Consider the following 14,633-nt stretch of genomic DNA (forward strand, 5'->3'; position numbering starts at 1 on the left):
GTTCAGAACCGGGGCTGGAGGCGGGCCGCGTCGGCGGGACCGCTCCCGTCCCGGGTCCCCTCCAGAAGGGCGCTGCCGACCCGCCACTTCTCCCATGGAAGGTTCCAGTCACCGAAGCCGTTGCCGAACGATTCCATGGTGTTGCCCAGGCTGTTGACGACCTTCACTATGTCGCCCTCGCGGACGGCATTGAAGAACCAGGCCGCGTTGCTCATGGACATCCCGGTGCATCCGTGGCTGACGTTGGCGTACCCCTGGGAGCCGACGGACCAGGGCGCGGCGTGGACGTATTCACCACTCCAGGTGACCCGCGTCGCGTAGTAGACGGGCAGGTCGTAGGAGTCGGAGGTGCCCTCGGGAATCCCGATGCTGGTGCCGCGCATCCGGACGAAGTACTCCTTGCCGAGGACCACCTTGATGCCGTTGCGGGTGGAGAAGCCCGGTTTGCCGGTGGTCACCGGGATGGTGTTGATCACTTCTCCGTTGCGCAGGACCGTCATCTGGTGCGTGCTCGCGTCGGTTATCGCCTCTATTCGGTCCCCTATGGTCAGATCGAGCGGCTTCACGGCGCCTGCGTACAGCTTGTCGCCCATCCTGATGCCCGCCAGATTGCTGCGCACCCGCACGGTGGCGCCCGCAGGCCAGTACTCCTTCGGGCGGTAGTGCAGCTGCTTGTCGTCCACCCAGTGCCAGGCACCGTCCACCGCGGGCGTGGAGCGGACGCTCAGTGAGCGCTCGACGGCGCTCCTGGCCTCCTTGCCCTTCACCGGGGCGCTGAGCTGGACCGTTATGGGCTGACCGACTCCGTAGGTGCCGGGCTTCGGGCCCAGTTCGAGCTTGAGGAGGTTCTTGGCGGGCGCCGTCTCGAAGGTCTGGGTACGGGCTCCCGGGGCGCCGTTCCTGTCCTCCGTGGCCACCTTGACGGTGTAGCGCGTGCCGGCCGCGAGAGGGCCCGTGGAGCGCCATCTGCTGCCGTCCGCCGAGAGTTCACCCGCCAGATGACGGCCGGCCGTGTCGGTGGCGGTGACATCGGTTATTCGGCCGTCCTTGCCCTTGGCGGTGACTTCCACGGCCTTCTCCGGGTCCGCCTTGGCGTTTCCGGAGGGAGCGTTGAGAGCGACCTGCCGAGCCGCGTCGTAGGGCCTCGCCGCCAGCGGGTGGCTGTCCGGTCCGCCGCACGCGGTCATGCCCACCCCCAGGGTGAGGACCAGCACGGTGCCGCCGGCTATGGCGGGCATGCGCGATATGTCGTTCATGACCACACGCTAAGAAGAACAGCCGTCGACGGCGCGCCGGACGACTGCAAACGAGGGGCCCGGACACCACCCGTTCGGGTGAGTGTCCGGGCCCCTGCGCAGTGCGGAGCAGCTCGGGAGCTACTGGTTCTGGTTCTCTCCGCGGTAGTACTCGAAGACCCAGCCCCAGATGCCCACCAGGATCAGCGGAGCCGAGAAGTAGAGCAGCCACCAGCCGATCGCGATCGCGAGGAAGGCGAGGGCACCGCCGATGGCCAGCGACAGCGGCTGCCAGCTGTGCGGCGAGAAGAAGCCGACCTCACCGGCCTCGTCCGCGACATCGGCCTCCTTGTTGTCCTGGGCCATGGCGTCGACACGCCTGGCCGTGAAGGCCAGGTAGTAGCCGATCATGATGCTCAGGCCGAAGGCCAGGAAGAGCGCCGTCGTACCGGCCGGCTCCTTCGACCACACGCCGTAGACGATGGCCATGGCGAGGATGAAGACGCTCAGCCAGATGAACATCCTGCCTTGGATCTTCACTTGCCGGCCTCCTTGTCAGCGGTGATGGCACCGTGACCGGCGTGGTCGAGCTGGTCGAGAGCCGCGATCTCCGGGTGGTGCAGATCGAAGGCCGGGGATTCGGAGCGGATCCGCGGCAGGGTGAGGAAGTTGTGCCGCGGCGGCGGGCAGGAAGTCGCCCATTCGAGCGAACGTCCGTAGCCCCACGGGTCGTCGACCTCGATCTTCTTGCCGTACTTGGCGGTCTTCCAGACGTTGTAGAAGAACGGCAGGATCGACAGGCCCAGCAGGAACGAGCTGATGGTCGAGATGGTGTTCAGCGCGGTGAAGCCGTCGGCGGCCAGGTAGTCCGCGTAGCGACGCGGCATGCCCTCGGCACCCAGCCAGTGCTGGACGAGGAACGTGCCGTGGAAGCCGATGAACAGCGTCCAGAAGGTCATCTTGCCGAGCCGCTCGTCCAGCATCTTGCCGGTGAACTTCGGCCACCAGAAGTGGAATCCGGCGAACATCGCAAAGACCACGGTGCCGAAGACGACGTAGTGGAAGTGCGCGACGACGAAGTACGAGTCGGAGACGTGGAAGTCCATCGGGGGCGAGGCCAGGATGACACCGGTCAGACCACCGAAGGTGAAGGTGATCAGGAAGCCGATGGTCCAGAGCATCGGTGTCTCGAAGGACAGCGACCCCTTCCACATGGTGCCGATCCAGTTGAAGAACTTCACACCGGTCGGTACCGCAATCAGGAAGGTCATGAAGGAGAAGAACGGCAGCAGCACTCCGCCGGTGACATACATGTGGTGGGCCCACACGGTCACGGACAGACCGGCGATCGAGATGGTCGCGGCCACCAGGCCGATGTAACCGAACATCGGCTTGCGGCTGAAGACCGGAATGATCTCCGAGACGATTCCGAAGAACGGCAGGGCGATGATGTACACCTCTGGATGGCCGAAGAACCAGAAGAGGTGTTGCCACAGCAACGCGCCGCCGTTGGCCGAGTCGAAGATGTGGGCGCCGAACTTCCGGTCCGCCTCCAGGGCGAACAGGGCAGCAGCCAGCACCGGGAAGGCGAGCAGGACCAGCACACCGGTCAGCAGAACGTTCCAGGTGAAGATCGGCATGCGGAACATCGTCATGCCCGGGGCGCGCATGCAGATGATCGTGGTGATGAAGTTGACCGAACCGAGGATCGTGCCGAAGCCGGAGAAGGCCAGACCCATGATCCACATGTCGGCGCCGACACCCGGCGAGCGGACCGCGTCCGACAGCGGCGAGTAGGCGAACCAGCCGAAGTCTGCCGCACCCTGCGGGGTGAGGAAGCCGGCCACCGCGATGATCGAGCCGAAGAGGTACAGCCAGTACGCGAACATGTTCAGCCGCGGGAACGCCACGTCGGGCGCGCCGATCTGCAGCGGCATGATCCAGTTGGCGAATCCGGCGAACAGCGGCGTCGCGAACATCAGCAGCATGATCGTGCCGTGCATCGTGAACGCCTGGTTGAACTGCTCGTTCGACATGATCTGCGTGCCCGGACGGGCCAGTTCGGCGCGCATGAAGAGCGCCAGGAGGCCGCCGATGCAGAAGAAGACGAACGACGTGACCAGGTAGAGCGTACCGATGGTCTTGTGGTCGGTGGTGGTCAGCCACTTCACCACCACATTGCCGGGCTGCCTGCGCCGGACCGGGAGCTCGTTCTCGTACGAGTCGTCGGCCGCGGCGGCACCCTGGGATTCGTTGAGGATGCTCACAGTTGGTTCTTCTCCGCATTCCGGGCCGGGTCAGACTGCTCGATGCCCGACGGGATGAAGCCGGTCTGCCCCTTCTCGGCCAGCTCCTTCAGGTGCTGCTGGTAGCGCTCCGGGGAGACGACCTTGACGTTGAAGAGCATCCGGGAGTGGTCGACACCGCAGAGCTCCGCACACTTGCCCATGAAGGTGCCCTCCTGAGACGGCGTCACCTCGAAGACATTGGTGTGACCGGGGATGACGTCCTGCTTGAACAGGAAGGGGACGACCCAGAACGAGTGGATGACGTCACGGGAGGTCAGCACGAAGCGGACCTTTTCACCCTTCGGCAGCCACAGGGTCGGACCGGGGTTGCCGGTCTGCGGGTTCCGGTCACCGGGGATACCGGCGTCGTAGACGCCTTCGGCACCGGCGGGGAAGTCCTTCGTGTACTTGTCCGGAACGGCCTTCAGGTTCTTGTCGGCCTTCGCCTCGCCGGTACCGGCGTTGCGGTCCACGTCCTCGACGTAGTTGAAGCCCCAGCTCCACTGGTAGCCGACCACATTGATGGTGTGGGCCGGCTTGGCGGAGAGGCTGAGGAGCTTCGACTCATCACGCGCGGTGAAGTAGAAGAGCACCGAGACGATGATGAGCGGGACCACGGTGTACAGCGCCTCGATGGGCATGTTGTACCGGGTCTGCGGGGGAACCTCGACCTTGGTCCGGCTGCGCCGGTGGAAGATGACACTCCACAGGATCAGACCCCATACCAGCACGCCCACGGCGAGGGCGGCCGCCCAGGATCCCTGCCAGAGGGAGAGGATCCTGGGAGCCTCCTCCGTGACGGGGGTGGGCATTCCAAGGCGGGGGAAGTCCCTCCAAGTGGGGGAGCAACCAGTGGCGGTTGCCACGATCAAGCCCGCAGTCAGCACCTGCGGCAGCTTCCGCCGCATCGGGCGCCGCGACGAGCGGTCGGAGCCGTTGGGACTCACGTAGCGCCTTCCCGAGAGTCTCGCCCGCGCGGCCGGCTGCGGCCGTCTCGCTGGTCGGTCGCCGGCCCTGACGCGGGCAGGGGTTTGGATGTTTATGCGGACCAAACCCTACTGGACGCTATTTGGGGTCGCGCGGGGAGGGTGCCCAACGCGCCGTCCGACGACCCGAAGGGGTGGACTGTCCCGTTCCGGGGCCTGCTCCAGGGCCCTGACCACCTGCCTGCCACCGTCTTCTGACGCCTTCTTCGCGGCTGCGCGTTAGCGTGGCGACGTGCCCTACTTCGACGCCGCTTCGTCCGCTCCGCTGCACCCGATCGCCCGGCAGGCTCTCCAGGCCGCCCTCGACGAAGGGTGGGCCGACCCCGCCCGGCTCTACCGCGAGGGACGGCGGGCGCGGCTGCTGCTGGACTCGGCGCGGCAGGCGGCGGCCGAGGCCGTCGGGTGCCGCCCGGACGAGCTGGTTTTCACCTCTTCGGGTACACGCGCCATTCATACGGGAGTGGCGGGGGCCATGGCGGGCCGCCGGCGTACCGGGAGCCATCTGGTGGTGTCGGCGGTGGAACACTCCGCGGTGCTCCACGCCGCGGAGGGCAGGGAGGTCGCGGAGGTCCCGGTCGACCGCTGGGGCGCGGTGTCGCCCGAGACCTTCGGCGCCACGCTCCGGGAGGACACCGCACTGGCCTGCCTCCAGTCGGCGAACCACGAGGTGGGTACGGAGCAGCCCGTCGCCGAGGTCGCCTCGCTGTGCCGGACCGCCGGAGTGCCGTTGCTCGTCGACGCGGCGCAGTCGCTGGCATGGGGCCCGGTCGCCGGGGACTGGTCACTGCTGACGGCGAGCGCCCACAAGTGGGGCGGCCCTGCCGGCGTCGGCCTGCTCGTGGTCCGCAAGGGTGTTCGCTTCGCCTCCCAGGACCCCGCGGACGAACGGGAGTCGGGGCGGGCGCCCGGTTTCGAGAACATCCCCGCGATCGTGGCGGCCGCGGCGTCACTGCGGGCGGTGCGGGAGGAGGCGACGGCGGAGGCCCGGCGGCTGCACGTACTGGTGGAGCGGATCCGGGCCCGGGTGCCGGAGGTGGTCCCGGACGTCGAGGTGGTCGGTGACCCGGTGCGCCGGCTTCCCCACCTCGTCACCTTCTCCTGTCTCTATGTCGACGGAGAGACGGTGTTGCACGAACTGGACCGCGCCGGGTTCTCCGTGTCGTCGGGTTCGTCGTGCACGAGTTCCACGCTCACTCCGAGCCATGTCCTGCGGGCGATGGGGGTGCTGAGCGAGGGCAATGTGCGGGTGTCCCTGCCGACGGGCACGGCGGAGGAGGACGTCGACCGCTTCCTGGAGGTCCTGCCGGGCGTCGTCGCCGACGTCCGCCGCCGCCTCGGCGCCCCGGTCGCCGCGGAGCCTTCCGCGGCGCCGTCGGCTCCGCTCGTCGTGGATGCCCTGGGCAAGCGCTGCCCCATTCCCGTCATCGAGCTGGCCAAGGTCATCGGCAATGTCCCCGTGGGTGCCACGGTCACCGTGCTGTCGGACGACGAGGCGGCCCGCCTGGACATCCCGGCGTGGTGCGAGATGCGGGGGCAGGAGTACCTGGGCGAGGAGCAGGCGGAGCAGGGCACCGCCTACGTGGTGCGCCGGCGCGACTGACCATTGCCCCGGGGCCGGGGGCAGTGGGAGGTCTCCCCCACCGCCCCCGGGGCCTCAGGACAGATGCGCGCGGACGTCGGAGGCCGCTTCGTGGCCGTAGGCCTTGGTGAAACGGTCCATGAAGTGGGCCCGGCGCAGGGTGTACTCCTGGGTGCCCAGGGTTTCGATCACCAGGGTCGCGAGCATGCAGCCGACCTGGGCGGCGCGCTCGAGGTCCACCCCCCAGGACAGGCCCGACAGGAAGCCCGCACGGAAGGCGTCGCCGACGCCCGTCGGGTCGACCTTGGACTCCTCCTCCGGGCAGCCGACCTCGATGGTGGGCTCACCTGCGCGCTCGATGCGGACCCCGCGCGAGCCGAGCGTGGTGACCCGGTGGCCGACGCGGCCCAGGATCTCCTCGTCCGTCCATCCCGTCTTCGACTCGATGAGCCCCTTCTCGTACTCGTTGGAGAAGAGGTAGGTCGCCCCGTCCAGCAGTATCCGGATCTCCTCCCCGTTCATCCGCGCGATCTGCTGCGAGAAGTCCGCCGCGAACGGGATCCCGCGCGAGCGGCACTCCTCGGTGTGCCGCAGCATCGCCTCGGGGTCGTCGGCGCCGATGAGCACCAGGTCCAGGCCGCCGACCCGGTCCGCGACCGACTTGAGCTCGATCTGGCGCGCCTCGCTCATCGCGCCGGTGTAGAAGGACCCGATCTGGTTGTGGTCCGCGTCGGTCGTGCACACGAAGCGCGCGGTGTGCAGCACCTCGGAGATCCGCACGGATGCCGTGTCGACTCCGTGCCTGTCCAGCCAGGCGCGGTACTCGTCGAAGTCGGAGCCGGCCGCTCCGACCAGGATCGGACGGGTGCCGAGCTGGCCCATTCCGAAGCAGATGTTGGCGCCGACCCCGCCTCTGCGCACGTCGAGGTTGTCGACGAGGAAGGAGAGGGAGACCGTGTGCAGCTGGTCCGCGACCAGCTGGTCGGCGAAGCGGCCGGGAAAGGTCATCAGGTGGTCGGTGGCGATGGAGCCGGTGACTGCGATTCGCACGGCGAAGTGCTCCAAGAAGAGTTCAATGGGGCGCGTGATGCGCTCCCGCACGGACGGCTGAGGGCAGCGGTGGATGACCGGTCGGGGGTTGACAGTTAACGCTACCGGGTCGCCGAGGCCGTTCTGAAGTGCGAAAACTACCCGATAGTAGGTCTTTTTCCGTCACGTCGGCATGCGTACGGTGCCCGTATGCCGAAGCACATCGCCCCGCGCGAGATGCGGGACACCGAAATCAGCCTCGCCGAGCTGCGCGGGGACAGTGCGCGCATGGCCCCCCACTGGACGGTGCCGCCGGCGGCGGCGTCCGCGCCGGTACCGCCGTCGCTGATCCACGGCGTGGTCGTCTCCGCGGCCTCCGCGCGACTGGTGGGGGCCATGTCCGTGTACGGCGGCTGACGCCGCGCGCGCCCCCCGCGCCGCCCGAGGGAACCGCGCGCTCCCCCTCTCCGTCACAGGGGTGTCCCCTGTTACGGGTTGATAAGGAGCGATGCGGTGAACAGCACGGAGCGGCCCAACAAGTCCGTCGACGGCACACGCCCCCGGCGTTCTCCGCTGGTCGTCGCCTCGGTGGCCGCGGCGGTTCTGCTCGCCGGGGGTGGTGGGGCGTACTGGGCCACCACCGCGTCCGGCGACGGTGGCGGCACGTCGGGCACTGGCCGGGCGCCGGCACCGCCCCCGCTCGCCCTGGACGGCCACTCGGAGAGCGCCCCCGCCCCCGGTATCGCCCCGGGCGAGCCGGACCCGACCGGCGTGAAGTACCGCGCGAAGGGCGAGCTGCCGGACGGCCCCGACTCGGCCCCGGTGTACCGCGCGACCGGTTCCGTCGACGCGCCGGAGGTCACCCGGCTGGCGGCTGCCCTCGGCCTGCCGGGCACCCCGCGGGCCGTGGGCGACGTATGGAAGATCGGCGCGGACAAGGGCTCCGGCGAGGCGCTCCTCCAGGTGAAGCGGAACGCCCCGGGCACCTGGACCTTCGCCCGGTTCGGACCGCCCGGGGGAGACAACTGCCTCAAGGGCAGGCCCTGCCCCGGCGGCGGGGAACCGGGAACCGGCGCGGGCTCGGCCACTCCCCCGGTGAGCGAGGAGGCGGCCAGGAAGGCGGCCGCCCCGGTGCTGGCGGCGCTGAACCAGAGCGATGCCCGGCTGGATGCGACCCAGACCATGGGCGCGGTCCGCGTGGTGAATGCGAACCCGGTGGTCGGCGGACTGCCGACGTACGGCTGGTCGACCGGGATCCAGATCGGCGGCGACGGCCGGCTGGTCGGTGGCAGCGGGCAGCTGGCGAAGCCCGTGAAGGGCGCGGAGTATCCGGTGATCGGCGCGGAGGAGGCGCTGAAGCAGCTGAACAAGGGTTCCGGGAGCAGGACCCCCGCCGGCATCGGCGGCTGTGCGACGCCCGTACCCGCGGACAAGCCGGCCGCGCCGTGCGAACCGGATCACCGTGCCGCGGAGCCGGTGACGATCGGCAAGGCGGTCTTCGGGCTCGCGATGCACTCCGTCGACGGCCGTCCGGCACTCGTGCCGTCCTGGCTGTTCGAGGTGGATCCCGAGGGGGACGCCGCTCCGTTCACGATCACGCACCCTGCGGTGGCTCCCGAGCACATCGAGCGGTCACCGTCCGCGCCGCCGTCGGCCGCCGATCCGACACAGCTCCCCGAGACGTCCGACCGCAAGGTCGAGTCGTACGCCGTCTCGGGCGACGGCCGGACCCTCTCCCTGCGCTTCTGGGGCGGCGTGTGCAGCGACTACGCGGGGCAGGCGGAAGAGAGCGGTGACGAGGTGAAGGTACGGATCACCGAGTCGCGGCCCGATCCCGGGAAGGTCTGCATCCTGATCGCCAAGGAGCTGACCGTGAAGGTGACGCTGGACCGGCCGCTGGACGACCGGAAGGTCGTCGACGCGGCCACGAGCAAGGCCGTGCCGCGCCGTTAGGCGCTGAGGAACGCGGGACGGGACGGGCTGGTGTTCCGAGCGGTCCGGACCATGGGGCCGGCTCGTCGGAGACCCTGGGGACATGCCGGTGGGCGGCGGTCCCGGCCGATCGGCCGGGACCGCCGCCCACCGGCGTTCCGGCCTAGCTGAAGGAGTCGCCGCAGGCGCAGGAGCCCGTCGCGTTCGGGTTGTCGATCGTGAAGCCCTGCTTCTCGATCGTGTCCACGAAGTCGATCGATGCGCCGCCCAGGTACGGAGCGCTCATGCGGTCCGTCACGACCTTGACGCCGTCGAAGTCCTTGACGACATCACCGTCGAGCGAGCGCTCGTCGAAGAAGAGCTGGTAGCGCAGGCCGGAGCAGCCTCCGGGCTGGACGGCGACGCGCAGCGCCAGGTCGTCCCGGCCTTCCTGGTCCAGCAGGGCCTTGACCTTGGCCGCGGCGGCGTCGGACAGGAGGATGCCGTCGCTCACGGTGGTGGTCTCGTCCGATACGGACATCTGCTTCTCTCCCGGGTTGTACGGAGACTGCTTGCCGACGTTGGCAACCGGCCGGGCCCCGGATTCATTCCGGGTGAGCCCTAGTCTTTCCCCTTCATGCTCGCACACGCGCTCCCGACGGGGCACGGGCATGTGAACAGCCGGACATCCGGGAATTGCGTCACATCGACGCAATGGACGTCGTCAAAGTGACGTGAAGCAGTTATGATAGATAACGTCAAATAGACGAAAAGGTTTCCCCGGTGCAAGACCCGGCCCCACTGGAGCGGCTTCGCCGCTGCTCACCGAAGAGAAGAAAGGGTGCGTGACGTGACCACCGCCCAGCCCTCCCTCACTGCGCCGGGCGCAGGAGGGGACACCCTGGATGTCCAGCCGACGCCGCTCGCCCTGCTGCTGCTCGGCCGCGAGGCCGACCCGAGGAGCGAGCGCGGTGTCGAGTGCCCCGGAGATCTCCCCTCGCCGTCCGACCCGGACCTGGTGGAGCGCGCCCGTGCGGCCAAGGAGAAGCTCGGGAACAAGGTCTTCGTGCTCGGTCACCACTACCAGCGCGACGAGGTCATCCAGTTCGCGGATGTCACCGGTGACTCCTTCAAGCTCGCCAAGGACGCTGCGGCACGTCCCGAGGCCGAGTACATCGTCTTCTGCGGTGTGCACTTCATGGCCGAGTCGGCGGACATCCTGACCACCGACGACCAGAAGGTGGTCCTGCCGGACCTCGCGGCGGGCTGCTCGATGGCCGACATGGCCACCGCCGAGCAGGTCGCCGAGTGCTGGGACGTCCTCGCGGAGGCGGGCATCACGGACGTGACCGTTCCGGTCTCGTACATGAACTCCTCGGCCGACATCAAGGCGTTCACCGGCAAGCACGGCGGCACCATCTGTACCTCGTCGAACGCCAAGCGTGCACTCGACTGGGCCTTCGAACAGGGTGAGAAGGTCCTTTTCCTGCCCGACCAGCACCTCGGGCGGAACACCGCGGTGCGGGACATGGGGATGTCCCTGGACGACTGCGTGGTCTACAACCCGCACAAGCCGAACGGCGGCCTCACCGCCGAGGAGCTGCGCGCTGCGAAGATGATCCTTTGGCGCGGCCACTGCTCCGTGCACGGCCGTTTCTCGCTCGACTCCGTGAACGACGTACGCGAGCGGGTCCCCGGCGTGAACGTCCTGGTCCACCCCGAGTGCAAGCACGAGGTCGTCGCCGCGGCGGACTACGTGGGCTCGACGGAGTACATCATCAAGACCCTGGAGGCGGCTCCGGCCGGCTCCAAGTGGGCGATCGGCACCGAGCTGAACCTCGTGCGGCGCCTGGCGAATCGTTTCGCGGACCAGGACAAGGAGATCGTGTTCCTCGACAGGACGGTCTGCTTCTGCTCCACGATGAACCGCATCGACCTGCCGCACCTGGTGTGGGCGCTGGAGTCGCTGGCCGAGGGGAATCTGGTCAACCAGATCCAGGTCGACCGCGAGACGGAGAGCTTCGCGAAGCTCGCACTCGAGCGCATGCTGGCGCTGCCGTAACGGAGGGCACTCCCCCGTCGGCCCCCGTCGCCCCGGTCACGCGGTTGCTCCGCGTGACCGGGGCGCTGGTGTGTCACGCCCTGGGTTCGCCCACGACAACACCGCTCCGCACGGTGTGCAGCCGATCTGCACCCGCATCGTTCGCCCTCTGACCGCCGTGCTTTCTCCTCGTCGCCCGACGGCGCCACGGACGGCCGGAGGCAGCCCGGCAGGCCGGCAGGCCGTGGAATCGGTGCACGACCGGGCCTGCCCTGCCCTGCCCTGCCCTGCCCTGCCCTGCCCGAGCGTCCCTCCATCCACAAAGACCACCACCCGGTACCGGGGTGACCGGTACCGGGGTGACCGGTACCGGGTGGTGGGCGAACCGCGCCGAACGGCGTTACGCGTTGGCCGGGGCCGGGGCCTCCGTCTGCGTGGACTCGGGCGACGCGTCGCCCGACTTGCGCGCCCGCTTCGCGGCACGCTTCGCCCGGCGCCGCTCCTTGCGGAGCTCGACCATCGCGTAGAGCGTCGGCACCAGCAGCAGGGTGAGCAGCGTGGACGTCACCAGACCGCCGATCACGACCACCGCGAGCGGCTGGGCGATGAAGCCGCCCTGACCCGTGACGCCCAGGGCCATCGGCAGCAGCGCGAAGATCGTCGCCAGAGCCGTCATCAGGATCGGGCGCAGACGGTGACGGCCACCCTCGACGACCGCCTCGACCACGCCCAGGCCCTGCGCCCGGTACTGGTTGATGAGGTCGATCAGCACGATCGCATTGGTGACGACGATGCCGATCAGCATCAGCATGCCGATCATCGCGGGGACCCCCATCGGCGTCCCCGTCGCGACCAGCAGACCGATCGCACCGGTGGCCGCGAACGGGATCGACACCAGCAGGATCAGCGGCTGGACAAGCGACTTGAACGTGGCGACCAGCAGCATGAAGACGATCGCGATCGCCGCCAGCATCGCCAGGGCCAGCGAGGCGAACGCCTCTTCCTGGTCCTCGGAGACGCCGCCGATCGATGCGGTCGCACCCTCCGGCAGGTCCAGCGCGTTGATCTTCGACTGGAGCGACGCGCTCACCGCGCCCGTGTTGTCACCGGTCGGCTTCGCCGTGATCGTCGCGGCCCTCGAACCGTCGATCCGGGTCATCGAGACCGGGCCCGGCACCAGCTTCACCTCGGCGATGTCACCCAGCTTCACCGGCCCGAGGGCCAGCTTCTTCAGCTCGGCCATCGTCTTCGCCGGCTTGGCCGAGGTGATCACGACATCGCGCTCGCTGTCGTCGAGGATCGCCTTCGCGGCAGGGGTTCCACGCACCGCCTGCGCCACCGCGGCGCCGAGCGTCATGTCGTTGAAGCCTGCCTCGGCCGCCTTCGCCTTGGCCTTCACGGAGATCCGCGGCACGGACTGCGACAGATCGCTCTGGACGTCGGTGACGTCGTCGAGCTTCGCGACCTGTCCCCTCACCTGCTCGGACGCCTTGCGCAGCGTGTCCGGGTCGGCGGCCTTCACCACGACGCTCAGATCCTGGTTGCCGAAGCCGTCGCCCGCCGCGATGGTCGTGTCGCCGATGCCGTCGAGCTCGCCCAGCTTCTCGTCGATGAGGTCGCGGACCTTCTCGTAGGACGCGGAGTCCTCGAGGGTCATCTGGTACGAGGCCTGGTTGGCTCCGGTGCCGCCGCCGAAGGCCGCCATGAAACCGGACGAGCCGACGGTGACCTGGTAGTCCTTGATCTCGTCGACCCCGTCGAGGACCTTCTCGACCTTCCTGGCAGCGGCGTCGGCCGACTCCAGGCTGGTGCCCGGCTTCAGCTCCTGCTTGATCGACATGACCTCCTGGTCACCCTGGTCGAAGAAGTTCGTCTTCAGGAGCGGGGCCATGCCGAAGGTGCCGACGAGAACGACGACCGCGAGAGCGATGCTCGTGAGGCGCCGGCGGGTCGCGAACCGCAGGACCGGCACGTACATCCGCTGCAGCGCGCTGCGCGCCTCCTTCTCCTCGGCCTTGCGGCGCGCCTCGTCCGGGTCGATGTCCCGTACGGCCTTGGGCGCCCGCAGGAACCAGTACGACAGGACGGGGACGACCGTCAGCGAGACCAGGAGGGACGCCAGCAGCGCCGCGGTGACCGTCAGCGAGAAGGAGCCGAACAGCTGGCCCACCATGCCGCCGACCAGGCCGATCGGCAGGAAGACGGCGACCGTGGTCAGCGTGGACGAGGTGACGGCGCCCGCCACCTCACGTACGGCGGTGAGGATCGCGGCCTGGCGCTCCTCGCCGTAGCCGAGGTGACGCTTGATGTTCTCCAGCACCACGATCGAGTCGTCGACGACACGGCCGATGGCGATGGTCAGGGCGCCCAGCGTCAGCATGTTGAGCGACAGGTCGCGGGTCCACAGCACGATCAGCGCGAGCACGACGGACAGCGGGATGGAGACAGCCGTGACGAGCGTCGAGCGGATCGAGGCCAGGAAGACCAGGATGATGACGACTGCGAAGAGCAGACCGAGTGCGCCCTCCGTGGTCAGGCCCGAGATCGACTTCGAGACGGCAGGACCCTGGTCGGAGACCACGGACAGCTCGGCACCGGAGCCGAGGTCCTTGCGGAGCTCGGGCAGCTTGTCCTTGACCGCGTCGGAGATGGCGACGGCGCTGCCGTCCTTGTCCATCGTGGCCATGACGGCGAGGCTGGGCCGCCCGTTCGTGCGGGTGATGGAGACGCGCCGGGACTCCTCCTGCTCCACCGTGGCGATGTCGCCCAGCCGGACCGGCTTGCCGCCCTTGTCCCCCGCTTCGGCCGCCGGTGCGATACGCAGGTCCTCGATCTGCTTCAGCGAGGTGAAGCCGCCGCCGACCTGGACCGTGCGGCTGCTGCCCGCCTCGGAGAAGGAGCCGGCCGGCACGGTCGCGCCGCCGGCCTTGAGGGCCTCGGAGAGGGCCATGGTGTTCAGCCCCGCCGCGGCGAGCTTCTTGTCGTCCGGAGTGACCGAGACCTGGAGGTCCTGGACGCCGTCGATGGCGACCTGGCCGACGCCGTCGATGTCCTCGAGCGCCGGGACGACGGTCCGCTCCAGCTGGTCCGCGAGCGCCTGCTGGTCCTTGTCGGAGCTGACGGCGAGGACGACGGTCGGGATGTCGTCGGTGGAACCGGCGACGACCTGAGGGTCGACGTCCTCGGGGAGCTGGACCCGGGCGCGGTTGACGGCCTGCTGGACGTCGGCGACGAGCTGCTTGGTGCCCTCGTCCCCGTAGTCGAACGTGGCCATGATCAGGGCGTTGCCCTCACTCGCCGTGGAGGTGACGCCCTTGATGCCGTCGACGGCCTTGATGGTGCTTTCGAGCGGTTCGACGACCTGCTTCTCGACCACGTCCGGGGACGCGCCCTGGTAGGGGGCCAGCACCGACACCATGGGAAGTTCGATTGAGGGCAGAAGCTGCTGCTTGAGCTGCGGGATGGCGATCGCTCCGAAGATGATCGCCACGATGGACATCAGCCCTATCAGGGCCCGTTGCGCGAGGCTGAATCTGGACAGCCAGGACATGGGGTCTCTCTTCT

Annotated in this window: 11 protein-coding genes; 4 read left to right on the top strand and 7 right to left on the bottom strand. The window is 68.8% G+C overall.

What is annotated here, in order from left to right; genetic code table 11:
- Positions 1-2 precede the first annotated feature (2 nt).
- From AC068D_RS15420 to ctaC, 4 genes are all read right to left on the bottom strand, one after another.
- Positions 3-1,256: a L,D-transpeptidase gene (locus tag AC068D_RS15420; RefSeq protein ID WP_478823513.1), complete on the bottom strand. Its 1,254-nt coding sequence runs from the start codon at positions 1,254-1,256 to the stop codon at positions 3-5.
- Positions 1,257-1,376: 120 nt separating this feature from the next.
- A complete protein-coding gene (locus AC068D_RS15425; protein ID WP_478823514.1) occupies positions 1,377-1,775 on the bottom strand; it encodes a cytochrome c oxidase subunit 4 in 399 nt (132 codons plus the stop codon).
- Positions 1,772-3,502: an aa3-type cytochrome oxidase subunit I gene (gene ctaD, locus AC068D_RS15430; RefSeq protein WP_478823515.1), complete on the bottom strand. Its 1,731-nt coding sequence runs from the start codon at positions 3,500-3,502 to the stop codon at positions 1,772-1,774. Before ctaD ends, AC068D_RS15425 begins: the two co-directional genes overlap by 4 nt.
- The gene (ctaC, locus tag AC068D_RS15435) at positions 3,499-4,470 is read right to left on the bottom strand and encodes an aa3-type cytochrome oxidase subunit II (protein ID WP_478823516.1); all 972 of its coding nucleotides are present in this window, start codon (positions 4,468-4,470) and stop codon (positions 3,499-3,501) included. The genes ctaD and ctaC overlap by 4 nt, the downstream gene beginning before the upstream one ends.
- A gap of 271 nt (positions 4,471-4,741) precedes the next feature.
- Here ctaC and AC068D_RS15440 point away from each other — a divergent pair, with 271 nt between their 5' ends.
- The gene (locus AC068D_RS15440; RefSeq protein WP_478823517.1) at positions 4,742-6,109 is read left to right on the top strand and encodes an aminotransferase class V-fold PLP-dependent enzyme; all 1,368 of its coding nucleotides are present in this window, start codon (positions 4,742-4,744) and stop codon (positions 6,107-6,109) included.
- Between the two features lie 54 nt (positions 6,110-6,163).
- On the opposite strand, the gene AC068D_RS15445 is transcribed toward AC068D_RS15440, so the two are convergent.
- Positions 6,164-7,138, bottom strand: a complete 975-nt coding sequence (locus tag AC068D_RS15445) for a carbohydrate kinase family protein (protein WP_478823518.1) — start codon at positions 7,136-7,138, stop codon at positions 6,164-6,166.
- 189 nt (positions 7,139-7,327) lie between these two features.
- On the opposite strand from AC068D_RS15445, the gene AC068D_RS15450 reads away from it, so the two are divergent.
- Complete coding sequence (locus tag AC068D_RS15450) at positions 7,328-7,534, top strand: hypothetical protein (protein ID WP_478823519.1); 207 nt, start codon at positions 7,328-7,330, stop codon at positions 7,532-7,534.
- A gap of 96 nt (positions 7,535-7,630) precedes the next feature.
- Positions 7,631-9,070 carry a hypothetical protein gene (locus AC068D_RS15455; protein ID WP_478823520.1) on the top strand — a complete coding sequence of 480 codons (1,440 nt, stop codon included), beginning with the start codon at positions 7,631-7,633 and terminating at the stop codon, positions 9,068-9,070.
- A 142-nt stretch (positions 9,071-9,212) separates the two neighbouring features.
- Here AC068D_RS15455 and AC068D_RS15460 read toward each other — a convergent pair whose 3' ends face one another.
- Positions 9,213-9,569: a HesB/IscA family protein gene (locus AC068D_RS15460; RefSeq protein ID WP_005318559.1), complete on the bottom strand. Its 357-nt coding sequence runs from the start codon at positions 9,567-9,569 to the stop codon at positions 9,213-9,215.
- Positions 9,570-9,869: 300 nt separating this feature from the next.
- Between AC068D_RS15460 and nadA the strand changes: the two genes are divergently transcribed.
- A complete protein-coding gene (gene nadA, locus AC068D_RS15465; protein ID WP_478823521.1) occupies positions 9,870-11,090 on the top strand; it encodes a quinolinate synthase NadA in 1,221 nt (406 codons plus the stop codon).
- A 379-nt stretch (positions 11,091-11,469) separates the two neighbouring features.
- On the opposite strand, the gene AC068D_RS15470 is transcribed toward nadA, so the two are convergent.
- Entirely contained in the window at positions 11,470-14,619 is a 3,150-nt protein-coding gene (locus AC068D_RS15470; RefSeq protein ID WP_478823522.1) for an efflux RND transporter permease subunit, read from the bottom strand.
- Positions 14,620-14,633: the final 14 nt, after the last annotated feature.

The sequence above is a fragment of the Streptomyces sp. NPDC043861 genome (genome assembly GCF_056435905.1).